General features: G+C 70.6%; 26 protein-coding genes and 1 tRNA gene. 16 read left to right on the plus strand and 11 right to left on the minus strand.

The window, feature by feature from the left end:
* The first annotated feature begins 194 nt into the window (after window positions 1–194).
* From ACFVYK_RS07770 to ACFVYK_RS07805, 8 genes are all read left to right on the plus strand, one after another.
* On the plus strand, window positions 195–452 hold the full coding sequence (locus ACFVYK_RS07770; protein ID WP_389769854.1) for a DUF6284 family protein: 258 nt from the start codon (window positions 195–197) through the stop codon (window positions 450–452).
* Window positions 452–739: a DUF6303 family protein gene (locus ACFVYK_RS07775; protein WP_389769857.1), complete on the plus strand. Its 288-nt coding sequence runs from the start codon at window positions 452–454 to the stop codon at window positions 737–739. Before ACFVYK_RS07770 ends, ACFVYK_RS07775 begins: the two co-directional genes overlap by 1 nt.
* The gene (locus ACFVYK_RS07780) at window positions 736–1,710 is read left to right on the plus strand and encodes a DUF2637 domain-containing protein (RefSeq protein ID WP_389769859.1); all 975 of its coding nucleotides are present in this window, start codon (window positions 736–738) and stop codon (window positions 1,708–1,710) included. The genes ACFVYK_RS07775 and ACFVYK_RS07780 overlap by 4 nt, the downstream gene beginning before the upstream one ends.
* On the plus strand, window positions 1,710–2,051 hold the full coding sequence (locus ACFVYK_RS07785; RefSeq protein WP_389769861.1) for an RRQRL motif-containing zinc-binding protein: 342 nt from the start codon (window positions 1,710–1,712) through the stop codon (window positions 2,049–2,051). Before ACFVYK_RS07780 ends, ACFVYK_RS07785 begins: the two co-directional genes overlap by 1 nt.
* 49 nt (window positions 2,052–2,100) lie before the next feature.
* A complete protein-coding gene (locus ACFVYK_RS07790) occupies window positions 2,101–2,601 on the plus strand; it encodes a hypothetical protein (RefSeq protein WP_389769863.1) in 501 nt (166 codons plus the stop codon).
* Window positions 2,602–2,620: 19 nt separating this feature from the next.
* A complete protein-coding gene (gene traA / locus ACFVYK_RS07795) occupies window positions 2,621–3,187 on the plus strand; it encodes a plasmid transfer protein TraA (protein ID WP_389769866.1) in 567 nt (188 codons plus the stop codon).
* A 15-nt stretch (window positions 3,188–3,202) separates the two neighbouring features.
* A complete protein-coding gene (gene traB / locus ACFVYK_RS07800; RefSeq protein ID WP_389769868.1) occupies window positions 3,203–5,266 on the plus strand; it encodes a plasmid transfer protein TraB in 2,064 nt (687 codons plus the stop codon).
* A 170-nt stretch (window positions 5,267–5,436) separates the two neighbouring features.
* Window positions 5,437–5,892, plus strand: coding sequence for a hypothetical protein (locus tag ACFVYK_RS07805; protein WP_389769870.1), 456 nt, complete (start codon window positions 5,437–5,439; stop codon window positions 5,890–5,892).
* A 26-nt stretch (window positions 5,893–5,918) separates the two neighbouring features.
* On the opposite strand, the gene ACFVYK_RS07810 is transcribed toward ACFVYK_RS07805, so the two are convergent.
* Window positions 5,919–6,950 (minus strand): hypothetical protein, encoded by a 1,032-nt coding sequence (locus ACFVYK_RS07810; RefSeq protein WP_389769872.1) that lies wholly within the window; start codon window positions 6,948–6,950, stop codon window positions 5,919–5,921.
* A 139-nt stretch (window positions 6,951–7,089) separates the two neighbouring features.
* Here ACFVYK_RS07810 and ACFVYK_RS07815 point away from each other — a divergent pair, with 139 nt between their 5' ends.
* The 6 genes from ACFVYK_RS07815 to ACFVYK_RS07840 all read left to right on the plus strand — a co-directional run bounded on the left by ACFVYK_RS07815 (window position 7,090) and on the right by ACFVYK_RS07840 (window position 12,213).
* Window positions 7,090–7,974, plus strand: a complete 885-nt coding sequence (locus ACFVYK_RS07815; protein WP_389769875.1) for a hypothetical protein — start codon at window positions 7,090–7,092, stop codon at window positions 7,972–7,974.
* Window positions 7,971–8,888: a bifunctional DNA primase/polymerase gene (locus ACFVYK_RS07820; protein ID WP_389769877.1), complete on the plus strand. Its 918-nt coding sequence runs from the start codon at window positions 7,971–7,973 to the stop codon at window positions 8,886–8,888. The genes ACFVYK_RS07815 and ACFVYK_RS07820 overlap by 4 nt, the downstream gene beginning before the upstream one ends.
* A 77-nt stretch (window positions 8,889–8,965) precedes the next feature.
* Window positions 8,966–9,307 (plus strand): hypothetical protein, encoded by a 342-nt coding sequence (locus ACFVYK_RS07825; RefSeq protein ID WP_389769880.1) that lies wholly within the window; start codon window positions 8,966–8,968, stop codon window positions 9,305–9,307.
* Window positions 9,304–10,452 carry a DUF3631 domain-containing protein gene (locus ACFVYK_RS07830; RefSeq protein ID WP_389769882.1) on the plus strand — a complete coding sequence of 383 codons (1,149 nt, stop codon included), beginning with the start codon at window positions 9,304–9,306 and terminating at the stop codon, window positions 10,450–10,452. The genes ACFVYK_RS07825 and ACFVYK_RS07830 overlap by 4 nt, the downstream gene beginning before the upstream one ends.
* Window positions 10,453–10,642: 190 nt before the next feature.
* Entirely contained in the window at window positions 10,643–10,852 is a 210-nt protein-coding gene (locus ACFVYK_RS07835; protein ID WP_334480405.1) for a helix-turn-helix domain-containing protein, read from the plus strand.
* Window positions 10,849–12,213 carry a tyrosine-type recombinase/integrase gene (locus ACFVYK_RS07840; RefSeq protein ID WP_389769885.1) on the plus strand — a complete coding sequence of 455 codons (1,365 nt, stop codon included), beginning with the start codon at window positions 10,849–10,851 and terminating at the stop codon, window positions 12,211–12,213. The genes ACFVYK_RS07835 and ACFVYK_RS07840 overlap by 4 nt, the downstream gene beginning before the upstream one ends.
* Before the next feature lie 154 nt (window positions 12,214–12,367).
* Here ACFVYK_RS07840 and ACFVYK_RS07845 read toward each other — a convergent pair.
* A tRNA-Tyr gene (locus tag ACFVYK_RS07845) sits at window positions 12,368–12,449 on the minus strand.
* 224 nt (window positions 12,450–12,673) lie between these two features.
* On the opposite strand from ACFVYK_RS07845, the gene ACFVYK_RS07850 reads away from it, so the two are divergent.
* Both ACFVYK_RS07850 and ACFVYK_RS07855 read left to right on the plus strand, forming a co-directional pair.
* Complete coding sequence (locus tag ACFVYK_RS07850; RefSeq protein ID WP_069770430.1) at window positions 12,674–13,162, plus strand: YajQ family cyclic di-GMP-binding protein; 489 nt, start codon at window positions 12,674–12,676, stop codon at window positions 13,160–13,162.
* Window positions 13,163–13,323: 161 nt separating this feature from the next.
* A complete protein-coding gene (locus tag ACFVYK_RS07855; protein WP_389769889.1) occupies window positions 13,324–14,589 on the plus strand; it encodes an APC family permease in 1,266 nt (421 codons plus the stop codon).
* A gap of 468 nt (window positions 14,590–15,057) precedes the next feature.
* Here the strand turns inward: ACFVYK_RS07855 and ACFVYK_RS07860 are convergent, their stop codons facing one another.
* From ACFVYK_RS07860 to ACFVYK_RS07900, 9 genes are all read right to left on the minus strand, one after another.
* Window positions 15,058–15,450 carry a YccF domain-containing protein gene (locus ACFVYK_RS07860; RefSeq protein ID WP_389769892.1) on the minus strand — a complete coding sequence of 131 codons (393 nt, stop codon included), beginning with the start codon at window positions 15,448–15,450 and terminating at the stop codon, window positions 15,058–15,060.
* Window positions 15,447–16,310, minus strand: coding sequence for a zinc metalloprotease HtpX (gene htpX / locus ACFVYK_RS07865; RefSeq protein WP_389769895.1), 864 nt, complete (start codon window positions 16,308–16,310; stop codon window positions 15,447–15,449). The genes ACFVYK_RS07860 and htpX overlap by 4 nt, the downstream gene beginning before the upstream one ends.
* A gap of 202 nt (window positions 16,311–16,512) precedes the next feature.
* Window positions 16,513–18,048: an NADH-quinone oxidoreductase subunit N gene (locus ACFVYK_RS07870; protein WP_389769898.1), complete on the minus strand. Its 1,536-nt coding sequence runs from the start codon at window positions 18,046–18,048 to the stop codon at window positions 16,513–16,515.
* Window positions 18,045–19,619, minus strand: a complete 1,575-nt coding sequence (locus ACFVYK_RS07875; protein ID WP_389769901.1) for an NADH-quinone oxidoreductase subunit M — start codon at window positions 19,617–19,619, stop codon at window positions 18,045–18,047. Before ACFVYK_RS07875 ends, ACFVYK_RS07870 begins: the two co-directional genes overlap by 4 nt.
* A gap of 6 nt (window positions 19,620–19,625) precedes the next feature.
* Window positions 19,626–21,620, minus strand: a complete 1,995-nt coding sequence (locus ACFVYK_RS07880; protein ID WP_389769904.1) for an NADH-quinone oxidoreductase subunit L — start codon at window positions 21,618–21,620, stop codon at window positions 19,626–19,628.
* The gene (gene nuoK / locus ACFVYK_RS07885; RefSeq protein WP_389769907.1) at window positions 21,617–22,027 is read right to left on the minus strand and encodes an NADH-quinone oxidoreductase subunit NuoK; all 411 of its coding nucleotides are present in this window, start codon (window positions 22,025–22,027) and stop codon (window positions 21,617–21,619) included. Before nuoK ends, ACFVYK_RS07880 begins: the two co-directional genes overlap by 4 nt.
* Window positions 22,027–22,803: an NADH-quinone oxidoreductase subunit J gene (locus tag ACFVYK_RS07890; RefSeq protein WP_389769909.1), complete on the minus strand. Its 777-nt coding sequence runs from the start codon at window positions 22,801–22,803 to the stop codon at window positions 22,027–22,029. The genes nuoK and ACFVYK_RS07890 overlap by 1 nt, the downstream gene beginning before the upstream one ends.
* The gene (locus ACFVYK_RS07895) at window positions 22,800–23,393 is read right to left on the minus strand and encodes a NuoI/complex I 23 kDa subunit family protein (protein ID WP_389769911.1); all 594 of its coding nucleotides are present in this window, start codon (window positions 23,391–23,393) and stop codon (window positions 22,800–22,802) included. Before ACFVYK_RS07895 ends, ACFVYK_RS07890 begins: the two co-directional genes overlap by 4 nt.
* 2 nt (window positions 23,394–23,395) lie before the next feature.
* Window positions 23,396–24,364, minus strand: a complete 969-nt coding sequence (locus ACFVYK_RS07900) for an NADH-quinone oxidoreductase subunit H (RefSeq protein ID WP_389769914.1) — start codon at window positions 24,362–24,364, stop codon at window positions 23,396–23,398.
* Window positions 24,365–24,632 lie beyond the last annotated feature (268 nt).

The following is a 24,632-nucleotide window of genomic DNA, read 5'->3' on the forward strand; positions in this document are numbered from 1 at the left end:
ACAGTTCGGTCTGTTCTGGTTCGCGGCGCTGACGCTGCGGCCGGCTGCCTCTCCCGCCCGTCCGTTTCGCGCTCTGCGTGAGGACGTACGGGCGGGAGCGCGGGGAGCCGGAACCGACTCCAACGGCAAGCGGCTCCCGGGTGGCCCCCCGGGAGCCGCATCGGGCCGTTCCACGCTGAGAGGAACACGACCCAATGACGTACATCGTGACTGTTCAGGACGCTGTTACCGCGTTCGCCGACTTCATGGAGCCCACCGACTCCGAGCTGGATGCGATCGAGGCTGAGATGCCGCGGATCCTCGCAGACGTCGAGGCGCTGGACGTGCAGATCGCGCTGCTGGACCAGGCGCCCACCGAGCTGGACGAGCGGCGCGCCCGTCGCGGCCGGCGCCGGGTACTGTCCGAACGGGCCGTGCTCGCCAACCGCGCCGTGTCGAGTGCGGTGGCGTGATGGCGCAGGAGCTCCGAGCCCAACTGTCCGCGAGCCAGGGTGGCTGGCGGTTGTTCGTAGTGGTGCGCGGCTCGCTCGAGCCGTGGCCGGAGTTCAGCTTCGGTCCCGGTGAGCGGGTGCCGACGTTCACGGAGCGGGCGCAGGCGCTCATGGCGCTGGGGTTCGTTCAGGCGCCGGCGGCTGAGTGGGAGTGGACGGAGTTCAGCACGGACCCTGCCGACCCTGCCTCGCCCGTGTGGCTGCTCGCCTCCACCTGGGTCGACTCCCGGCAGGAGGCTGCCGCGTGAACGGTGTTCAGATCCGTTCAGCGGAGCGCGCGCTGAGCGTGGGGACGTGGCTGATCGTGTGCGGCGCGATGCTGTATTCGATCCTCACCGTCACCCCCCTGATGTCCGCCCACACCCCGGCCAAGTGGGGGTGGACGGCGCCGATCCTGCCGCTCGTCGTGGACGCCGCGGTGGTCATCGTGGTCCGACTCGACTCCGTCCTCGCCCGCCTCGGTGGGCACGGCGGACGGTGGCCGATCGCCCTGCGGTGGATGACCGGCACCATGACCCTGGCACTCAATACCGCCGACTCCGCGTTGAAGAATGACCTGGTCGGAGTAGCGGTCCACTCCGTGGCGCCGCTGCTGCTGATCGTCACCGCGGAAACCGGACTCGCCTACCGCCGCGCCATCACCGCCGCCATCACCGCACTGGAGGCACGCCAGCGAGCCGAACGCGAAGCAGCCCAGCAGGCCGCCCGTGAACGTGCGGAGGCTGCCCGGCGGGAGGCGCGCGAGGAGCGCGAGCACGCCGCGACGCTGGCGCGTGAACAGCGTGAACACGAAGCCCGCCTTGCTGCGGAAGCGGCGGAGCGGGAGGAGCGCCGGCGGCGGGAGGAGCGCGAGGAGCAAGCCGCCCGCGAGGCTGCCGAACGGATGGAGCGTGAACGCCGTGAACGCGAGCGTGAACAGCGCGAGCGGGAGCGTGAACACGCTGAACGCGAGGCAGCCGAGCGAGTAGCGCGGGAGGCCCGGGAGCGTGCGGAGACTGCTCGCCGTGAGCACGCCGCGCTGCTGGATGGTCCGCCTGTGAACACCAAGCTGCCCGAGGACCATGCCCGGCGGATCGTCGCCGCGGCGGTCTCCGATGGCGTGTCGGTGCGGCGCGCGGCGGACCTGTGCGGCTGGTCGGTGGGCTGGGTGTCCGCCCGCTATGCCGAGTACCGCGACCCCGGTGAGGGCAGCGCCGAACTCGCCATCGGGAACCGGTGATGGCCTCCTTACCGGTCTACCCGTGGCGTCTGGCGCCGGACGGTTTGGCTACCCGCCGTCAGCTGCGCGCGAAGGGGCTGCGCCCGGGTGGTCAGGACGTGGTCGCGCAGATCGAGCGGCCCCGCTCGCGGCGCGGCCCGCTGGTCGCCTACCTCTACCGCGAAGACGCAGCGAAGCCTGTACGCCCCATGACGCCGGCCAAGCAGGCCGCGCTGGACAAGGCGAACACGGCCCGTCGCACCTGCCCGGAGTGCGGCCGGGATGCCGGATACGTCATCCCCGTCTCCCTCGGCATGTGCGTGCCGTGCGCCTACCCCGACGACCAGGCCGCCGCGGCCTGACTCACCTGCACAGCACCCCTCATCCACTCTCCGACCAAGGAGTCTTGCTGTGTCCAGTCGTACCCGTGCCCGCGGCCCGAAGAGGGCTGCCGGCGTCCACACCGTCTCGATCCCGCGTCAGCGTGGCCGCCGCGGCGCGCAGCCGTTCGTGATCGTCATTCCCGAAGCGCCCTCGCTGACCCGCGAGGCACTCGGATTCCTGGGCCGCGCGCTGTGGAAGGGCCGTCGCGCGCTCGCCCCGACCGCGCTCGCCCTGCTCGCGTTCGCCGTCACCGGCCTGCTGCACGTCATGGCCTGGTGGTCGTCCCTCATCCTCGCCCCGCTCGCCGCGGCCCCGCTGGCGTGGCTGGCGGTCATGCAGATCCGCCGGCCCGGCCGCGGCGCGGTCGTCCTGTGGCGCGCCGGCCTGGCCCTGCTCGCCACCCTCACCGCCGCCTGGGCCGCGCTCGCGGCCGGCTTCGGGCCGCTCGCCGGCCCGCTGGAACTGGTCTGGCTGCTGATGTGGCTCACCGCCCAGACCACGTGGCTCATCGTCCGCCGCTCGCACTGACCACAAGGGAGATCGCCCCATGGCAGACCAGGCTTCCGCCCACCGGCGGGCGCAGACCACCAGCCGGCCGCGCAGCACCAACGACGGTAAGGGCAACAAGTTCGCCAACGCCGGCGCCGCCGCCGGCGGGTTCGTCGGCGCGCTGGGCAGCTCGTTCGCCCCGCCGATCAACGTCACCGTCAACAACAACCGGCAGACCGCCCGCCAAGGCGGAGGCAGCCGGCCGCACTCCGAATCGCTGCTGCCCTCTCCTGAGTTCGGGTCGCCGGCGCAGGTGCGGCAGTACTGCAACACCCTGCGCGCCGCCGCCGTGACGCTCTCGATCGAGGTGGCCATGGGCGCCGAAATCATGAAGGGCGTACTGGCCGCGGTCCCCGACCCCCAAGGGCGCACCTTCGGATCCCGTGTCCGGGCCGCGAAGGTGGCACGCAAGATGCAGCGCTCTGCCGACGCCCTGCGCGATGCCGCGAAGAACGCCGCCGCCTGCTACTCGACGTTTCAGCAGGAGTTCGAGGAAGAGATCAACCGCGTCCGTCACCGTGCCCGCAAGCCGCAGCAGCCGGTCATGAACTGGCACCAGCAGTAAGAGAGGGGTAGCCGCATGACCAGGAACAACCGCCGCAACGGCACTGACGGGCACCCCATGGCCTACGCCTTCCCCGACATGCAGGGATCGTCGGGAGGGGGCGTGGGGGCATATCTGCTGCACCGGGCCAAGCCCCACCTGCCCCCGTGGATCTGCCTCGCCGGCACCGGTATGGCCGGCGCGCTGGGGAACTGGCGCTGGGAGTCCAGCGCCGGTGCCGGCGTCGGCCTCACCCTCGCATCCGTCGCCCTCACAGGGGCGACGTGGTGGGCGGGGAAGTCGACCAGCCAGCAGCGCCGACTGCACTCCGCCGTCACCGTCGCCGCCGGATCCGCATGGGTCACCGCCGCCTGCCTCGCCGGCCCCACCGCAGGCGCCATCGACGACATGTTCCTCATGGGCGGGCCGGTCGTGGCGCTGTCGTGGAACGTGCGGATGATGCTGCGCCACAACCCCGAAGGCGCCGCCACCGGGAGCTCTGACGGTGGGCTGCTGGAGAAGGTGGGGCTGGCCCGGGCACAGATCGGCGCCGCGAAGGTGGAGCCGAACCGGGTCACCGCGCCGCTCGCCGTGGTCGCTGGCGAGCAGACCAACGACGACGTCACCAAGGCACTGGCCCGGATTGCGTCCGCGCTGGACCTGCCGACGTCCGCCGTCCGCTACACCCCGGACGCCGGATCCTCCCGCCGCGGCGAGCTGGTCATCGTCCCCGAGGACATGCTGGCCGAGGTAGTGGAGTGGGAGGGGCCGTCGAACCTCGGGGGTTCGATCGCCGAACCGCTGGTCATCGGCCGCTACGACGACGGCGCCCCGCTCGTCCTCTGGCTGCCCGGCGACCCCGACGCGGAGCGCAACTCCACCCACGTCCTGGTCGCCGGCGGCACCGGCTCCGGCAAGGGCGACGCCGCGCTGAACCTGCTGACCGAGGTTCTCTCGCGGCGGGACGTGATCGTGTGGTTCTCCGACCCGAAGGCCTTCCAGGACTTCGCCCCGCTCCGCCCAGGCCTGGACTGGGCAGCCGAGGGGGGTACCGACACCGAGGTCATGGTGGAGGCGGTCAAGGCCGTCATCCCCGCCCGCACCCGCTGGCTCGGTGCCCACGGCTACCGCCAATGGGTCCCGGCAGCGGCGCAGCAGCAGAACGACCCCGCCCACTCCTGCCAGCCCGGGCGGGCGTGCGGCTGCGCGGGGATGCCGTTCCTGGTCGCGTGGTTCGAGGAGGCCGCCAACACCCTGCGCGCTCTCGGGGACGATGCGTTCACCGGGATCGCGCAGGAGGCCCGGTCGGCGGGTATCTCGCTGATCGTGTCGCTTCAGCGCCCGTCCTATGACCAGATGTCCACCAGCACGCGGGCATCGCTGCCGTCCGTGATCGCTCTCGGTTGCGACCCGCGCGACGAAGGGTTCTGCCTCCCCGACACGGTGTTGGACGCCGGCGCCCACCCCGGGGCGTGGGGCAACCGGCGCCCTGGCTACTGCTACACCGTCTCCCCGGGCATCCCCGAGGACCGCTACCCCTCCCCGGGCCGCACCCGCCGCTTCACCCTGCGCGCCGTCCCCGTCATGCAGCAGCTCGCCGCATGGGCGCAGCACAACGGCGCAACCGCCGACCCGATCACCGCCGGCGCCGCCGGCAGCGTGGCCGGGCAGGCCTACACCGGCCGCCCGACCGACACTCCGACCGCGCAGCCGGCCGCGCTGCGGGCCGTCCATGAAGGGGACGACATGAGCGAGTACGGCGGTGGGCTGCTGGTCGACCCCGAGGACGCCGGCATCGACCCCGACGCCGAACTCCCCGATGCCGAGGAGGGCGACGACGCACCGATCTTCGGACGGGAGCAGGGGCGCAAGCCGTCCCCGGAGGAGGCCCGCCGGCTCTTCGCCGATGCGCTCGCCGATTTCGAGGCGGCCGGGCAGATGGTCGTCGGGCCGAAGGACTTCATGGACTGGTGCGACCGCCACCACCTCTCGCGCCCGTGGGTCTCCGAGCGGTTGAAGGAAGCCGCCATGGAGGGCCGGTTGGAGGCCACGAACACCACCGGTCGGTGGCGCATCGTCCCCGTCCTGACGGCCGCCTGACACCTGACACCGTCACGGCCCCCTGACACCCAAACCCTTAGGCAAACCCGCTGTCAGAAACCCGTGACACCCCAGCCTGACACTCCCTGACACCCACGTCTGACACCCGAACCCTGCGGGCCCGCGCCACCCTGGCGCGGGCCGGCGGCCCATCCCGGGAGGCACGTTCCATGACGCACATCCACCCGCCGGCGGCCCTCGAGGTGCACCAGCCGCAGCCGCTCGCCGTCCACCCGACCGTCGCGCCCTTCGTTTCCGTCCAGCCGGGCCCGACGCCGGCCGTGCAGAGCATCGTGTTGCCCGACGGCCGTGTCGTCACCGGCTACACCCTCACCCCCGCACCCACCCCGGCCCCCGCCGACGCGCGGCCGGCCGTCTCCCGCACGGCAGTGAACGTCGCGCTCGGGGGCGTCGGGTTCGCGGCGGTGTGCGGCGGACTGGTCCTGCTCACCACGTTCATCGCAGCCCTGACCGCGTTCATCAGCCAACTCATCACGCTCGCCGTGGTCATCTTCGGCGGATGGATCGCCGTACAGATCCTCGGCAGCACACGACACACCAGCGGGGGCAGGACCACGGTCAACATCCGCAAAGCCGTGATCAAGCGCAGCCACTTCCACGGCTAGCAGCACGCGCGTCCCGCCCCTACTGGCTACGGCTGGTTGTAGGCGAGCGGCCAGCCGGCGAAACCGCCGTCCTCGGTCTGCCAGACCAACTCCACGTACTCCTCGCCCAGGAGATCCTTCACGTCCTCGGTGGGCTCGCTAGGCAGCAGAACAACCACACGAAGCAGGTCCTTGCGGCCCGGGATGTGCCGGCGGTAGTCAGCCAACTGCCCGATCGCCATCCGCACATTGGCCCGCGTCGTCTGCCCCTTCGCCTCATACAGCGCGTGATCCGTCGCGTCGTACAGGTCGGGAGTCAGCGCCCCCGGCTCGCCCTTGATGGTGATCTGGAAGCTGTGGGTCTCGTGGCCCGCCGCGGCCAGATGCGCAATGAACGCCTTCACCAACTCGCCCTCACGGCGCAGCACCTTGCGCTGCCCGGCAGGAATGTCCGCCATCGTCTCCGTGGTGCTGTGCTGCTCGGTCTTCTTGACCTTCGCGCCGCTCTGCTCCGGCAGCACCACCGGCTGCGCAACCGTCACCGCGGGATCGACGATCTCGAACGCCGTCTGCGCGGCGGCCGGCATCCGGTCCGCCTCCGTCCACGCCGGCGTCGTCCCCTCAGCCGGCCGGAGCCGGAACACCAGAACATCGCGCATCGCGCCATCCTTGCCCGGCCCGCGGCGAACGTCGTACGGCTTCACCGGGTCCAACACCATCTGACCGATGTAGCGCTGGCGCATCGCGCCACTGCCCGGCAGCCGGCCGTGCGCCACGAACAGATGCAGCTCACGGCCCTTCTCGGCGTGGCTGAGCAGGGAGCCGTTGCGGCCGGAAGGCTTCTGGTCACCGTTGGCGCCGGCGCCCGTGTACAGGTACAGCGGCCCGAACTCGTCGTCCTCGGCGCGACCATCGAAGGTGTAGCCGTATTCCTCGCCCGCGGACGGGTCGGAGTACACGAACACCTTGCCCGCAGCGTCGGCCGGCTCGATGCCCTGGAACGTGCCACAGCCGAAGGTCGCAGCGATCACATCGCGCGTCGTCACCCAACCCGGCACAAGATCAACGGTCGTCGTCATGCCGCGACCCTAGCCACCCCCACTGACACCCTGCCGCCCCATTTCTCGGGCGTGCAGGCAAAAGGGCGACCCCCCTTCCGCCAAGAACGCGGGGCCGCCCTCCTCACCAGCACCCTCAACAGGACTGGAGACACCCAGCATGACTCAACCCACCAACATCCGGCGAGCCTTACCGCCGGCCGCCGCCGATGCCGCGGCGGGAGCTCCCGTCACGGGCGGGATGCGGTTCTACCTGACCACCCACAAACGGCACTGGCTGCGCCTCACCGACGTGCCACTGTTCCTCAAATCGGAGCACTGGGACCGCGCCGTCAAGTGGGATGTTGCCCGCGGCCCCTATGCCGTCGACTCCGGCGGCTTCATGGAGCTCAAGGACAAGGGCACCTGGACTCGCCCGCCCCGCAAGTACGTCACTGACCTGCGCCGCATCTGGGAGCACGTCGGTCCCTACGACTGGGCCGCCCCGCAGGACTGGATGTGCGAGAAGGCCATCATCGACGGCGGTTGGTTCGGCGGGCAGTACTTCGTCGGCACCCACCTCAGCGTGGAAGAGCACCAGCAGCGCACCGTGGCCAACTTCCTCGAACTGCGCTCGCTGGCCCCGGACCTGCGCATCGCTCCCGTCCTCCAAGGGGACACCATCCCCGCCTACGAGCGGTGTGTGGAGCTGTACGAGAGGGCGGGTGTCGACCTGCGGGCCGAACCCGTCGTCGGGCTCGGGTCGGTGTGCCGGTTGCAGTCCACCCGCCAGGGCGCCGCCATCGTCACCGCCATGGCCGCCCACGGCTTCAAGCTCCACGGCTTCGGCTTCAAAATCCTCGGTCTCGAACGCGTTGGCCACCTGCTCACCTCCGCCGACTCCGCCGCCTGGAGCTCCCACGCCCGCCACCGGCCCCCGCTGCCCGGCCACACACACAAGAACTGCGCCAACTGCATCGACTACGCCCTGAAATGGCGCGAGCGCGTCATCCACGCCATCCCCACCGATCGCCAGATGCTCCTGACCGAGCGGAGCGCAGCATGACCAGCCCCTCCGAGCACGACCAGCACAGTCTGCTGGCGTGGGCGCTGGAAGCCGCCCGGCGGGACTGGCACGTCATCCCGCTCCGCCGGCAGGACAAACGCCCGGCCGGCCACGCACAGAAGTACTGCCCCGCGATCGGCCGCTGCACCGACGGGCACAAGACGCCCGAGCAGCGCGCCACCACAAACCGGGACCTGCTCGTTGCCGCGTGGACGCAGCAGTCCTACAACGTCGGCATCGCCACCGGCCCCTCCGGGCTGCTCGTCGTCGACCTGGACACGCTCAAGCCTGAAGAGCCGAAAGGAACGCCTGACGGCGCCACTTCCTTTGCAGCGCTCTGCGAGCGCGCCCGACAGCAAACACCTGCCACCTACCGGGTGCGGACCGCGCGCGGTGGAGAACACCTGTACTTCACCCAACCCCCCGGGGTGCGGTTGCACTCCACGGCTGGACGCCTAGCGAGGAAGATCGACACTCGCGGATGGGGTGGCTACGTCGTCGGCGCCGGCAGCACCACCCCGGATGGCTCGTACGAGGTCCTAGATGACCGTCCGCCGGTTGTTCTGCCGGACTGGCTGTACGAGGCGCTGAAGCCCCGCCCACGGCCCGCACAGGGCCACACGGTCGCCGTCACGACCCGCGCAAGCGGGTACGCCGCGGCAGCCCTGCGCGGGGAGGTCGCCAACGTGGCCACGGCCGCGGACGGCACCCGCAACGCGGTCCTGCTGCGGGCCGCCCGCGCACTCGGGCGGCTGATCACGTCCGGCGACCTCGACCGCGGGGAGGTTGAGGAGGCTCTTAGTAGGGCGGCATCGGGCAACGCCACCGAATCGCAGCGCTACTACGACGACGTCATCACACGGGGTCTGGACTGGTCCATCGCCCACAACACCCCTGGTGGGAGGGCGACATGAGCAGCCCCCCACCTACTAAGAGCCTCACCAGCCACGGCAGGGCGTCGGTCGCTCCACAGCCTGTGGACACGCCGGCCGTGGGCGCCCCGAGGGTCGTCGCCCGTCAGGGCGTCCCTGCTGCTGTTCGTCCTGAGAAGTTCCGCAGCGACCAGGCCCGCCACAACACGCCCGACCCGACCCCGGAGCGGCCCGGCATCCGCATCTACGCCCCACCGCTCTACCGGCATCACAAGGACGGGGCCCGCTGGTCCAAACGCCCCGGCGACACCCCGAACGCCGCCTACGCCTGCGTCTGCGGGCAGACCCGCACCGCCACGGGCGTCCCCAAGGTGGCCGCGCTCGCTGCCGAGTACGCCGACCATCAAGCCGTCTGCGCGGGAGCTCCCGCGACCGTTCCCGAAAGGAGGGCCGCCGCATGACCGAGATCATCGACGGGGCCGCGCTGCTCGACGAGGTGGAAGCCTTCCACCGTCGCTTCAACATCTTCCCCACCGAGCACGCCTACGTCGCCGTCACCCTGTGGGACGCGCACGCCCACCTGCTCGACGCATTCGACTCCACCCCCCGACTCGCCTTCCTCTCCCCAGAACCCGGATCGGGGAAGTCACGGGCGCTGGAAGTCGTCGAAACCCTCGTGCCGCGCGCCATGGCGGCCGTGGACGCATCCGCCGCCGCCCTCTTCCGGTCCGTGTCCGGAGTCGACGGCGGACGACCCACGATCCTCTTCGACGAGATCGACACGATCTTCGGACCCAAGGCAGGCGAGAACGAACAGCTCCGGGGGTTCATCAACGCCGGCCACACCCGCGGCCGGCCGATGTACCGATGCGTCGGAGACGGAGCCAACCAGCAGGTACAGGGCTTCCCCTCGTTCTGCGCCGTCGCCGTCGCGGGACTCGGCTACCTGCCCGACACGATCATGACCCGCTCCGTCATCATCCGCATGCGCCGCCGCGCCCGGAACGAGCGCGTGGAGCAGTTCCGCACCCGCATCCACGTCCGCGAAGGCAACGACATCCGTGACCGGCTTGCCAAGTGGGCGGAAGCGGTTCAGGAGCAGGTCACCGACTCCTTCCCCGAGTTGCCCGAAGGGGTCACCGACCGGCCCGCGGACGTGTGGGAACCGCTCATCGCCATTGCCGACGCGGCCGGCGGGGACTGGCCCGACCGCGCACGGAAGGCCTGTACGACGATGGTCAAGGCATCGCAGGTCAACGACAAAGGCAGCATCGGAATCCGTTTGCTCACCGATCTGCGTGATCACGTGCTGATCGGTATCGACCGCCTGCCCACCGTGGCAATCCTCGACCGGCTCAACGCCCTCGACGACGCCCCATGGGCCGACATGGGCGGCAAGCCCCTCGACTCTCGACGGCTCTCCCGGATGCTCTCCGAGTACGTCACCACCGAGGGCGACCCCGTAGCCTCCCGCAACATTAAGACCGGCGGCAGCGTCCTCAAGGGCTACTACGCCACTGATCTGCACGACGCATGGCAGCGCTACTGCCCCCCGCCCCCGGAAAGTCCGCTACTTCCGCTACCGGACACCGAAAACAGGGTCTGACCAGCACGAACCCGGTAGCGGGCCGCACCCCCGCGGCCCGCTACCCCGCGCTACGCCATCCGCTACCGCTACCCCCACCCGCTACCACCAGCAGGCCTCTGACCTGCAAGGAAGCGGAGGTAGCGCAGGTAGCGGACTTTCCAGAAGGGGGCCAAGAGCCCCCGCCTTCTGCCTTGAGGAGATCTTCGGGATGGCCACCCCTGCCCGTCGCCGCCGCTCCCCCGTAGACGAATGGCTGCCGCTCAGCGAAGTGCTCACTGAACTCAACATCACCCGCGCCACTTGGTACCGCTGGCGCAACCGCGGACTCGGTCCCGAAGCAAAGCTGACTCCGACCGGTCGCGTGCGCGTGCGCCGCAGCGTCCTGGACGCCTTCATGAACGAATTGGACGCTGCGTGACCGAGTGGAGCTACACCGTCAAGATCTGGGCCATCCGGAAGCGCGATTACCGGAAGCCCTACCAACTCCGATGGAAGGTAGGCCTGCGACCGCACTCGGAGTCGTTTCTCACCTTGGGCCTGGCGGAGAGTCGCCGGGCCCAGCTCATCATCGCAGCCCGCGAGGGCGAACCCTTCGACGTCGACAGCGGATTGCCCAAATCCTTGGTCGTGAAGGAACGGGACATCTCCTGGTACGAGCACGCCCGGAACTACATCGAGATGAAGTGGGATGACTCCCCCGCGTCGACGCGCCGCACTCTCGCCGAAGCCATGGCAACGGTGACTCCGGCGTTCGTGAAGGACAGCAAGGGGATGCCGGACGCCAGGGTCGTCCGGCCGGCGCTCTACGGCTGGGCGTTCAACAAGAAGCGTTGGGACGAGGCACCCCCCGCCGACGTAGCCAAGGTGCTGGACTGGTTCGAGCGCAAGTCGCTTCCCACGTCCGCGCTCTCCGACCTGGTTCTCGTGCGGGCCAGTCTCCGCGCTCTGTCCAAGAAACTGGATGGCAAAACAGCCGCTCCGGGCACGATCAGCCGTAAGCGCGCGATCTTCTACAACTCTCTTGAGTACGCGGTGGAGGCCGAACTTCTCACCGATAACCCGCTCACCCGCATCAAGTGGAAGGCCCCGGAGCAGGTAGTGGAAGAGGTAGACCCTGCCTGCGCGCCGAACCCCGAACAAGCGGTCAAGCTCCTGGCCTCCGTACGGGACCAGAGTCCGCGCGGTCGTCGTCTCGTGGCGTTCTTCGGCTGCATGTACTACGCCGCGGCCCGGCCGGCGGAAGTCATCGGGCTGCTGCTCAAGGACTGCGACCTACCGCGCCGAGGGTGGGGCATGATTCGGCTCCGAGAGACGCGCCCGCGGTCGGGCGCGGCATGGACGGACAGCGGGGAAGCGCACGACCGGCGAGGGCTGAAGCACCGCCCGCGGAAGGCGGTCCGGCACGTTCCGATCCCGCCTGAGTTGGTCGCGCTGCTCCGCTGGCACATCACCGCGTACGGCACTGCTCCGGACGGGCGGGTTTTCCAGACCATGCGCGGCGGACTGGTCCAGGACACGGGCTACGGCGAGGTCTGGGCCGTGGCCCGTTCCCGCGCGCTCACATCGTCGGAGTTCGAATCGGCGTTGGCAAAGCGCCCATATGATCTTCGCCACGCCGCCGTGTCCACCTGGCTCAGCTCTGGGGTGGAACCGCAGCTCGTTGCGGAGCGCGCTGGCCACAGCGTGGCCGTGCTCTTCCGGGTGTACGCAAAGTTCCTCAAGGACGGTGACGATGCAGCCAATGCCAAGATCTCCGCACGGCTGGAGCAACGCGGGTGACCTGCCGGAAATCCCGTCCACGCCCCGTCCACACACATCGAGATAAGGCGTTCGAACGCGAGACGGCGTGAGACAGTTCGCTGCCCGTCAGGGTGCATGACGAAGGGCCCGTGACCTGCTGTGTTAGCAGGTCACGGGCCCTTCGTTCTCAGCGTGGCGGCGCCAGGATTCGAACCTGGGAAGGCTGAGCCGGCAGATTTACAGTCTGCTCCCTTTGGCCGCTCGGGCACACCGCCGGGGTCGCTGCCCATTCGCACCGCTTTTCGGCGGTGCTCCCTGGCAACGACGTAAACGATACCTGATGCGCAGGGGTGCTTCGCCACCTGATTCCTCGCCGCCCGGAGGGAGCGGGGTGGCTAGGCTTGTCCGGATGCGGCCCGGGATCACGCCGGGCTCGGCGGTCACCCCTCGTGCGCCGATTCGCACCCGATACGCACTCTGATACAAGGAGCCACAGGACATGGCCGACTCCAGTTTCGACATCGTCTCGAAGGTCGAGCGGCAGGAGGTCGACAACGCCCTCAACCAGGCCGCCAAGGAGATCTCGCAGCGCTACGACTTCAAGGGCGTGGGCGCCTCGATCTCGTGGTCCGGTGAAAAGATCCTGATGGAGGCGAACTCCGAGGACCGGGTGAACGCCGTCCTCGACGTCTTCCAGTCCAAGCTCATCAAGCGCGGGATCTCGCTGAAGGCGCTGGACGCGGGCGAGCCCCAGCTCTCCGGCAAGGAGTACAAGCTCTTCGCGGAGATCAAGGAGGGCATCTCCCAGGACAACGCGAAGAAGGTCGCGAAGCTCATCCGCGACGAGGGCCCCAAGGGCGTGAAGGCCCAGGTCCAGGGCGAGGAACTGCGCGTCAGCTCCAAGAGCCGCGACGACCTGCAGACCGTCATCGCACTGCTCAAGGGCCAGGACTTCGACTTCGCCCTGCAGTTCGTGAACTACCGGTAGTCCGCCGGGTGGGCGCCGACCGGGCGCCCACCCCTGCGACGCCGATCACCTGACCGCTCGCTTGCTGATCCGGCTCGGACGGTCGGGCCGGCTGCGCTCGTCCCCGAGGGAGAGCATCCCGACGGCGCCGGCCGGTTCTCCCGATCAGTAGGGTGCGGCGCATGACAAAGCCTGGACCGGCCCCCGAGCTACGGCGGGCGCTCGGCGTCGGAGACGCCGTGGTCCTCGGGCTCGGCTCGATGATCGGCGCCGGCGTCTTCGCCGCTCTCGCTCCCGCCGCGCACGCAGCGGGTTCCGGTCTGTTGATCGGGCTCGCGATCGCCGCGCTGGTCGCCTACTGCAACGCCATGTCGTCGGCACGCCTCGCCGTGCGGTATCCGGCGTCCGGCGGCGCGTACGTGTACGGACGCGAGCGGCTCGGGGCGTTCTGGGGGTATCTCGCCGGCTGGTCGTTCGTGGTCGGGAAGACGGCCTCCTGTGCGGCGATGGCGCTGACGGTCGGGGCGTACGTCTGGCCGGGACAGACGCACGCGGTCGCGGTGGCGGCCGTGGTGGCGCTGACCGCGGTGAACTACGGCGGCATACAGAGGTCGGCCTGGCTGACCCGGGCGATCGTGACAGTGGTTCTGGCGGTCCTCGCTTCCGTGGTGGTGGTGTGCCTGGGGTCGGGGGCGTCCGATGCCGGACGGCTGGAGGTCGGCGCCTCCGAGGGGTTCGGCGGGGTGTTGCAGGCGGCCGGTCTGCTCTTCTTCGCGTTCGCCGGGTACGCGCGCATCGCGACCCTGGGCGAGGAGGTGCGGGACCCGGAGCGCACCATCCCCCGCGCGATCCCCTGGGCCCTGGGCGTCACGCTGGCCGTGTACGCGGGTGTGGCGGTGGCCGTCCTCTGCGTGGCTGGGCCGATGGCACTCGGGCGGGCGAGCGCGCCACTGGCCGACGCGGTCCGGGCTGCGGGGGCGCCCGGGCTGGTGCCGGTGGTGCGCGCCGGGGCCGCCGTGGCCGCGCTGGGCTCTTTGCTCGCCCTCGTCCTGGGCGTCTCCCGCACCACGCTGGCGATGGCGAGGGACCGGCACCTTCCCGGCGCCCTGTCGGCCGTTCATCCGCGCTTCCTGGTACCGCACCGGGCCGAGATCGCCGTGGGCGCGGTGGTCGCGATCCTGGCCGCCACGGTGGACGTCCGGGGTGCGATCGGTTTCTCCTCCTTCGGTGTGCTGGCGTACTACGCGGTGGCCAACGCATCTGCCTGGACGCTCGATTCGGAACCCTCGAAGCGGGCGCTGCCCGCGCTGGGACTTCTGGGCTGTCTGGTCCTGGCCTTCGCGCTGCCGACGGCTTCGGTGGTGGCGGGGGCGGGAGTGCTCGCGGTGGGCGTCGTCACGTACGGAGTGCGACGGCGGTCGACCGGCACACCACGGACGAAGCCGTAATTCAGGCGGCAGGGGCAGCGGCCACGGCAACGGCAGGGCAGGGCAGGGCAGGGCTGCGGGGGCCTGACCACGCCGTCGCGCGTTCACGCCGTCGTGAGGCGATCTGTCGCCGTGCGTATGCGGAACCCGGTCCACGGAGTCGGTTCGAAGGGCGGGACGCCCGCCTGGGGGGGGGAGCGGCGATCCGGGCAGGCGTACGTGGTGCGAACCCGGTGGGGCTCGGGGAGGCTGGGCCGACCCCACGGGCGGGTGGTGGCCGCCTCGACCGGCACCTGTGCCGGCAACTGCACGTTCTCGGTCATGCGTTCATGATGCTTGCCGCAACTGCCGACCGGCCCGGCCTGTGGACAACCCCGCGGTTGTGGACAAACCAGTCTGCCGGATGCCGGCTGGCTGACAGTCGGCATGGCCCGGCCGGTCGCCATGGCCGCCCGCTGACGGCCGCCGCCGCGGCCGTGCCGGCAGGCGTCAGCGGGCGGCGAACGGCTGGTCCGTGCGCACGATTTCGCGGCCCAGCGGGAACAGCGAAACCGGGATCAGCTTGAAGTTCGCGATGCCGAACGGAATGCCGATGATGGTGACGCAGAGCAGGAAGCCCGTGACGATATGGCCGATGGCCAGCCACCAGCCGGCCAGCACCAGCCAGAGCACGTTGCCGAGGCAGGACGGCGCGCCGGCGTCCCGACGCTCGACCGTCGTGTAGCCGAAGGGCCAGAGAGCGTAGATCCCGATACGAAAGGCGGCGACGCCGAACGGGATGCCGATGATGGTGACGCAGAGCAGCGCGCCGGCGAGCACGTAGCCGAGGAACAGCCAGAAGCCGCTCAGGATCAGCCAGAGGACGTTCAGGATGGTCTTCACTGGGGGTGACCTGCCATTTTCTCGAGCCGGGCGATGCGGTCCGCCATCGGCGGATGTGTCGAGAACATCTTGGAGAGTCCCTGACCAGGGCGGAAGGGGTTCGCGATCATCATGTGGCTCGCCGTCTCGATGCGGGGTTCCGGAGGCAGCGGAAGCTGTTTGGTGCCCGTCTCCAGCTTGCGCAGGGCGCTCGCGAGGGCGAGCGGGTCACCGGTGAGCTGGGCGCCGGAGGCGTCGGCCTCGTATTCCCGCGAGCGGCTGATGGCGAGCTGGATGAGACTCGCGGCGAGGGGGCCCAGAATCATGATCAGCAACATGCCGAGGATGCCGGGGCCGTCGTCGTCGTCGGAGCGGCCGATCGGGATCAGCCAGGCGAAGTTGACCAGAAACATGATCACGGAAGCCAGTGCGCCGGCGACCGAGGAGATGAGGATGTCCCGGTTGTAGACGTGACTGAGCTCGTGGCCGATGACTCCGCGCAGTTCGCGCTCGTCGAGGAGGCGCAGAATCCCCTCCGTGCAGCACACGGCGGCGTTGCGCGGGTTGCGGCCGGTGGCGAAGGCGTTGGGCGCCTCCGTCGGCGAGATGTACAGGCGGGGCATGGGCTGGCGGGCCTGGGTGGAGAGATCTCGGACCATCCGGTACAGGGCGGGGGCCTCGAACTCGCTCACCGGGCGGGCGCGCATCGCGCGTAGCGCCAGCTTGTCGCTGTTCCAGTACGCGTACGCGTTGGTGCCGAGCGCGATCAGGACCGCGATGACGAGCCCCGCACGGCCGAAGAAACTGCCGATGCCGATGATGAGTGCCGACAGCCCCCCGAGGAGTACTGCGGTCCTGAGCCCGTTGTGCCGGCGGTGCACGGTACGCCCTCCAAGTCGTGCAGCAGGGGAACCCTTTGCTTGCGGTCTTACTGGTCTCCGGTGGCACTGGTGCCGTGATGTCACACCCAGTGCACCCTCCCGCACTGGTCAACGCCAGGCGGGAGGCACTAGTTCCCTTGTGCCCACGGGCAGGGCTGTAAGCCGTCCGGGGGAGGGCGGCGGCGTACGCGCGCGTGCGGCCTCAGAAGAGGCCGGTGTCGGCGAAGCGCAGGACCAGCTGGGGGGCTCCCGAGAGAGCGATGCCGAGGGCCGCGGCGAGGGCGATCGCGGCCGTCAGGGGGGCGGGGACGGCGTGCTTCCCGGCCTGGCCCTCGGGTGTCCTGAAGAGCAGGGCCGTCCACTGGAGGTAGTAGTACAGGGCGATCACGACGTTGACGGCCATGACGACGGCGAGCCAGCCGAGGCCGGCTTCGACGGCCGCCGAGAAGACGGTGACCTTCGCGAAGAGGCCGATGACGCCCGGTGGCAGTCCGGCGAGGCAGAGCAGGAAGAACGCCAGCAGCAGTGCCGCCAGGGGGTTGCGCGCATACAGGCCCCGGTAGTCCGTGATCCGGTTCGCGGCGCTGGTGCGGCCCACGAGGGCGGCCACCGCGAAGGCGCCGAGGTTCACGGCGGCGTACATGAGGGCGTAGGCGACGGTGGAGCCGACGGCGTGCTGGGCGTCGTCGGAGTACGCGGCGGCGGCGATCGGTACGAGGAGGTAGCCGGCCTGGCCGACGGAGGACCAGGCGAGGAGGCGTACGGCGCTGTACGCGCGCGTGGTCTGCTGGCGGAGGGCGCCGACGTTGCCGACGGTCATGGTGAGGGCGGCCAGCGCGGCCAGCGCGGGGCCCCAGACGTCGGCGTACGAGGGGAAGGCGACGACGGTGACGAGGATGAGGCCGGAGAAGCCGACCGCCTTGCCGACGACCGACAGGTACGCGGCGATGGGCAGCGGGGCCCCGACGTAGGTGTCGGGCACCCAGAAGTGGAAGGGGACGGCGGCCGTCTTGAAGGCGAAGCCGATGAGCGTCAGGACCACGCCGGTCTGGGCCAGGGTGTGCAGTTGGCCGTCGACGTGCTGGATGCGGTCGGCGACCTGGGTGAGGTAGAGGGTGCCGGTCGTCGCGTACACGAAGCTGATGCCCAGGAGGGTGACGGTGGTCGCGGTGACGGACGACAGGAAGAACTTCAGGGCCGCTTCGGAGGATCGGCGGTCGCCGTGCCGGATGCCGACGAGGGCGAACGCGGGCAGCGAGGCGACCTCCAGGGCGACGACGAGCGTGGCGAGGTCGCGGGAGGCGGGAAGCAGGGCGGCGCCGGCGGCGGAGGACAGCAGCAGGAACCAGAACTCCCCTTCGGGGAGCCGCCCGCGCGCGTCTTTCAGGGCGGTGACCGACAGCAGGGCCGCCAGCAGCGCTCCTGCGAGCACCAGGAACTGGATGACGAGGGTGAAGCGATCGACGGTGTAGCTGCACGCGCTCGGTTCGCCGGCCAGGCAGAAGGTGGAGCGGTCGCCGTCCAGGAGGGGCACGAGGAGGGCCCCGGAGGCCGCGAGGCCCGCGACGGAGAGCCAGCCGAGGAGCGGCTTGCGCGCGTCGCCGAGGAAGAGGTCGGCGACGAGGACGACGAGGGCCACGACGGCGGCGAGGGTGGGCGGCGCGATGGCCTGCCAGTCGACGGACTGGACCGCCGACTCGGCCAGGGGCCGCACCGGGGACTGGGCCAGGGAGCTCATCGGGTGCCTCCTGCGAGGAGCTGCTGCACGGCCGGGTCGGTCAGGCCGAGGAGGACCTTGGGCCACAGGCCGGCGACGACGGTGAGGGCGACGAGCGGGGTCCAGGCCGCGAACTCGTAGGTCTGCACGTCGGCCAGGCGGGGCGCGTCCCGCGCGACCGTGCCCATGCAGACACGGCGGACCACGGCGAGCAGGTAGGCGGCCGTGAGCAGCGTGCCGAACGCGGCGATCGCGGTGAAGGCGAGGAAGGCGGGACGGCTGAGGTCGCTCGCCGGGTCGAAGGCCCCGAACAGCGCCAGCATCTCGCCCCAGAAGCCGGCGAGGCCCGGCAGGCCGAGCGAGGCGACGGCGGCGAAGGCGAGGAGGCCGCCGAGCCGGGGTGTCCTGCCGTACAGCGCGGCGCCGGTCCGTTCGGCGAGGGTGTCCAGGTCGGTCGTGCCGGTGCGGTCCTTGAGGGCTCCGACCAGGAAGAAGAGGAGGCCGGTGATGAGGCCGTGGGCGATGTTGGCGAACAGCGCGCCGTTCACGCCGGTCGGGGTCATCGTCGCGATGCCGAGGAGGACGAAGCCCATGTGGCCGACGGAGGAGTAGGCGATCAGGCGTTTGAGGTCGCCCTTCGCGCCCCGCTTGGCGAGGGCGAGGCAGGCCAGGGAACCGTAGATGATCCCGACGACGGCGAAGGCGGCGAGATACGGGGCGAAGATCCGGAAGCCGTCGGGTGCGACCGGAAGCAGGATCCGGACGAACCCGTACGTGCCCATCTTCAGCAGCACCCCGGCCAGCAGGACCGATCCGACGGTCGGGGCGGCGGTGTGGGCGTCGGGGAGCCAGCTGTGCAGGGGCCACATCGGGGTCTTGACCGCGAGTCCGATCCCGATCGCCAGGACCGCGATGACCTGCACGGATGTGCTCAGGGATCGGCCGTTGTCAGTGGCGAGTGCCACCATGTCGAAGGTGCCCGCCTTGATTCCGATCAGGAGCAGGCCGAGCAGCATGACCACGGATCCGAGCAGGGTGAAGAGGATGAACTTCCAGGCCGCGCGGGTCCGGCCCTCACCGCCCCAGCGGGCGATGAGGAAGTACATCGGGATGAGAACCGTCTCGAAGGCGAGGAAGAACAGCAGCAGGTCGAGGACGGCGAAGGTCGCCAGCGTGCCGGACTCGAGAACGAGGACGAGCGCGACGAAGGCCTTGGGGGACGGCCCCTCGGGCTGCTTGAAGTAGGAGTAGAGCGCGCACAGGAAGGTCAGGAGCGCGGTCAGGACCAGCAGGGGGAGGGAGATGCCGTCGATGCCGAGGTGGATGCGCACGTCCAGCGCGGGGATCCAGCTGATGTCCGTGGTGGCCTGCATCTTCGACGGGTGGTCGTGGTCGAAGCCGAGCGCGAGGACGATCGCGGCGAGCAGGATCACGCCGGTGACGGTGACGCCGTGCCGCAGCACGGCCTGCTCCGGAGACTTCCCCTTCAGCCCGGGAGGCGCGGGCAGGAAAGCGGTGACGGCGCCGAGGAGCGGGCCGACCACGATGAACGCCAGAAGGACCTGCATCACGGACTCGTTGATATCGATCACGCCTGCTCACGCTCCCGAGGCGACGAGAAGGGCGGCGACCGCGAGGACCACGGTGCCGGCGAGCAGCGCGCTCACATAGGTCTGGACGTTGCCGGTCTGGGCGCGCCGCACGGCGGCCCCCAGCCAGCGGGGCAGCGTGCCCGCGCCGCGTACGTAGGTGTCCACGACCTCCCGGTCGAGGAACCGTACGAGGCTCGCGGCCGCCTGTACGGGACGGACGAACAACGTCCCGTACAGGGCGTCGAGGTGGAAGCCGGCCGCCGCGTGGCGGTGCAGCGGGCCGAGCAGGAGCCGTCCGGGGTCCGCGGGGTCGGGCGCGGAGGCCACGTCTCCGTAGGCGGGCGCGTGCGTCGCGATGGCCTCGGCCTCGACCTGGGCCGCGTCGCCCTCGGGGTGGGCGGCGACCGCGCCCAGCGGGACGCGGGCGGCGATCCCGGTGAGGCGGCGCCAGGCGGCGTAGGTGACGAGCGCGCCGATCAGTGCCGCTCCGGTGCCGAGGACGGACGTGGTGAGGGTGGGAGCGAGATCGACGCCGTCGAACCAGCCGGGGAGGGTGCGGTAGGCGAACCCGCCGAGGGCTAGGGAGGGGACGGCCAGGATCCACAGCACCACGGTCATGGTCAGGGGCTGGCGGCCGTGGTCGGGGGCTTCGGCCCCTCGGCCGCGGAAGGCCAGCAGCCACAGCCGGGCCGCGTAGGCGGCGGTGAGGAGGGCGGTCAGCACACCGGCGAGGAGGACGGTCCAGCCCGCGGCGCCCGGAGCGTGTTCGGTGTGACCGGCCGTGACGTGCTCGGCCGCGCCGAGGACGGACTCCTTGGAGAAGAAGCCGCTGAACGGCGGGATGGCGGCGAGCGCGAGGAGCGCCACGGTCATCGTCCAGTACGCGTCGGGGATGCGGTCGCGCAGATCGCTCATGCGGGACATCGCGGCCAGCGAGTTGGTGCCGGCGGCATGGATGATCACGCCGGCCGCGAGGAACAGCAGCGCCTTGAACGCGCCGTGCGAGAGGAGGTGGAAGACGGCGGCGCCACGGTCGCCGACGGCGAGCGCGCCGGTCATGTAGCCGAGCTGGCCCATCGTCGAGTAGGCGAGGACGCGTTTGATGTCGTCCTGGGCGAGCGCGGCCAGGCCCGAGCCGACCATCGTGACGGCGGCCATCACGGCGAGGACGGTCATCGCGGCCGCGGAGGCCTCGAACACCGGCAGGAGACGGGCGATGAAGTAGACGCCGGCGGCGACCATCGTCGCGGCGTGGATCAGCGCGGAGACGGGCGTGGGGCCCGCCATCGCGTCCGGGAGCCAGGTGTGCAGCGGGAACTGCGCGGACTTGCCTGCCACGCCCGCGAGCAGCAGCAGGGCGACGAGGGTCGGGTGGTCGAGTCCGCCGTGGGCGACCGTGCCGAGGATCTTCGTGATCTCGAAGGACCCGGCGTCGGTGGCGAGGGCGAACAGGCCGATGAGGAAGGGGACGTCACCGAGTTTGGTGACCAGGAAGGCCTTGATGGAGGCGGCGCGGGCCTCCGGGGTCTCCCAGTAGTGGCCGACCAGGAAGTAGGAGCAGATGCCCATGACCTCCCAGCCGACCAGCAGCACGATCAGATCGCCGGAGTAGACGACCAGGAACATCGCGGAGGTGAAGAGGGAGACGAGCGCGGCGTACGAGGGGTAGCGCGGGTCCTCGCGCAGGTAGCCGGTGGAGTAGATCTGCACGCAGGCGGCCACGAGGCCGACGAGTACGGCGACCAACGCGGCGAACCCGTCGATGTGCAGGGCGAGTTCGACCGGGACCGAGCCGGTGGGGGTCAGCTCGGTGGCCGCGTCGATCGAGGCGTCTCCGCCCTGGCGGACGGCGACGACGGCGGCCAGGGCGAGGGCGGCCACGGTCGGCAGGACGGCCAGCGGGCGGACGAACCCCGGGGCGGTGCGGCCCAGGAGCAGTCCGGCGGCCGCGCCCAGGAACGGAAGGAGGGGGACGAGGACGGCGAGGGTGGTCGTGGTCACGCGGTGGCCTCAGCCTTCTCGGCGGCCGCTCCGGGCGCGGGGGCGTCGGTGTCGGGGCCGTCTGCCGCGGAGCCCTCGTGGCTCTCATGGCCCTCGGCGGTGTCACGGAGCCGGTCGATGTCGGCGGTGCCGCGACTGCGGTGGACGGCGAGGACGATCGCCAGGCCGATGCCGATCTCGGCGGCGGCGATGGCGATGGTGAACAGGGTCAGGGCCTGACCGGAGTGCAGGGTCTCCTCGGCGGACTTGCTGAGCCAGACGTCGAAGGCGACCAGGTTCAGATTGACCGCGTTGAGCATCAGCTCGACCGACATCAGGATGAGGATCGCGTTGCGGCGGGCCAGGACGCCGTACAGGCCGGTGCAGAAGAGGAGGGCCGAGAGGACGACGGGATAGGCGAGGTGCATCAGAGGGCGCCTTCCTGCTCGGCGGGGCCTTCACGGTCGTCGCGGGAGCTTCGGTCGCCCCGGGCGCTCTGATCGTGCTCCTCACGCTGGGTGTCCCGGGCGTTCCCGGCGTTCCCACCGTCCTGGCCGGAGCGGAGCCCCTCGGAAGTCCGGACCCTCTCGGAGTTCTTGTCACTTTCCGTGACGGCACGGGAACTCTCGGAAGCGGCTCGGAAGTTCAGAGGGGGAGAGCTCGCCTCCGTCTTCGCCTTGCGGGACAGGACGATCGCGCCGACCAGGGCCGCGAGGAGAAGCACGGAGAGGGCCTCGAAGGGGAGGACCCAGTTCTGGAAGAGGCTCGCGCCGGTGACCTCGGTCGAGCCGGCGGCCGGGCCGGACAGGTCGATCCAGGTGGCTCGGAAGGCGTCGACGACCACCCAGACCAGGGCGGCGGCAGCGGCGACGGCGACCGCGAGCGCGACCCACCGGTTGCCGGAGTCCGCGTCCGGCGAGCGGCCGATGGGGGCCTTGGTGAGCATCAGACCGAAGAGGAGGAGCACGACGACGGAACCGACGTAGATGAGGACCTGCACCCACGCGATGAATTCGGCGGTGAGAAGGAGGTATTCCACGGCGAGACCACCGAGGGCGACCACGAGCCACAGGGCCGCGTGCACCAGTTGCCTGGTCGTCACGGTGACGAGGGCCGCGCCGAAGGTGACCAGACCGACGAGGAGAAAGGCGATCTCAACGCCGGTCGGGGAGAGGAAGCCCTGCGAGGCCTGGGCGAGGCTCACGCGTCTCCCCCTTCGCTTCCCGCGGCACCGGGCGCGGCGGCCGGGGGTTCGGCGGACTCGGCGCGGGCCGCGGCGGCCAGCTTCTCGGCCGTCTTGCGGGCGGCGGCGACCTCCTTCGGCTCCTCGGCGGCGGGGTCGAGAGCCGGTGGGGCCGGCACGGTCCACATCCACTCGCGGAGCTTGTCGCGCTCGTGGGTGAGCTCGTGGATGTCGGTCTCGGCGTACTCGAACTCCGGAGACCAGAACAGGGCGTCGAAAGGACAGACCTCGATGCAGATGCCGCAGTACATGCACAGTGCGAAGTCGATGGCGAAGCGGTCGAGCACGTTGCGGCTGCGTTCGCGGCCGCCCGGGGCCGCGGGCGGGACCGTCTCCTTGTGCGAGTCGATGTAGATGCACCAGTCGGGGCACTCACGGGCGCAGAGCATGCACACCGTGCAGTTCTCCTCGAACAGGCCGATCACGCCACGGGTGCGGGGGGCGAGCTCGGGCTGGGCGTCCGGGTACTGCTCGGTGACGGTCTTGCGCGTCATCGTGCGCAGGGTGACGGCCAGGCCCTTGGCGAGGCCACTGCCAGGAAAGGGGGCCATGGTTACCGGATCACCACCTTGACGACGCCGGTGAGGGCGATCTGGGCGAGGGAGAGGGGGACGAGGAGAGTCCAGGAGAGCTTCTGGAGCTGGTCCTCACGCAGGCGGGGATAGGTGACGCGCAACCAGATCACGACGAAGGCGAGGACGGCGGCCTTCAGCAGGGTCCACACCCAGCCGAAGCCGTCGGCGCCCCACGGTCCGTGCCAGCCGCCCAGGAAGAGGACGGTGGTCAGACCGCACAGGACGACGATTCCGGCGTACTCGGCGAGGAGGAAGAGCGCGAAGCGCAGACCGGTGTACTCGGTGTACGCCCCGAAGATGATCTCCGAGTCGGCGACGGGCATGTCGAAGGGCGGCCGCTGGAGCTCGGCGAGGCCGGCGACGAAGAAGACGATCGCGCCGACGATCTGCCAGGGCAGCCACCACCACTGGAAGGCGTCGACGATGCCGGGCAGGGAGACCGTGCCGGCCGCCATCGCCACCGAGGCGGCGGTGAGCAGCATCGGCAGCTCGTAGGCGAGCAGTTGGGCGGCGGTGCGCAGTCCGCCCAGGAGGGAGAACTTGTTGGCGCTGGCCCAGCCGGCCATGAGGGAGCCGAGCACGCCGACGCCCATCACGGCGAGCACGAAGAAGATGCCCGCGTCGAGGACCTGGCCGACGGCGCCCTCGCCGGGGCCGATGGGGATGGCGAGCAGGACGAGGAGATACGGGAGGAGGGCGACGGCCGGCGCGAGCTGGAAGATACGGCGGTCCGCGCCCGCGGGGACGATGTCCTCCTTCTGCGCGAACTTCACGCCGTCCGCGACGAGCTGGGCCCAGCCGTGGAAACCGCCCGCGTACATCGGGCCCAGCCGGCCCTGCATATGGGCCATGACCTTGTGCTCGGTCTGACCGACGATCAGAGGGAGGGTGAGGAAGACGACGAAGACGACGAGGAGTCGCAGGGCGACGTCGAGAGCGTCGTTCACTGCTTACCTCCTGCGGGGTCCTCGGGGGCGGGGGGTACGGCGTCGTGGGCGGAGGCCGTCCGGCGGTCGGCGGGCAACGGCTCGTCAGCGGGCGCTGCAGGAGCAGCCGCGCTGTCGCTCACCTCACGCTTCGACTCCGACTCCGACTCCGACTGCGTCTGCTCGGGCGCCGGGTCCTGGGGCTGCTCCGGTGCCGGTTCGGGGTTCTGCTCGGGTTCCGGAGCGAGGTTCTGCTCCGGTGCCGGGCCGGGCTTCCGCTCGGGCGCCG

The sequence above is a fragment of the Streptomyces sp. NPDC058291 genome (assembly GCF_042880855.1).
Lineage (GTDB): Bacteria > Actinomycetota > Actinomycetes > Streptomycetales > Streptomycetaceae > Streptomyces.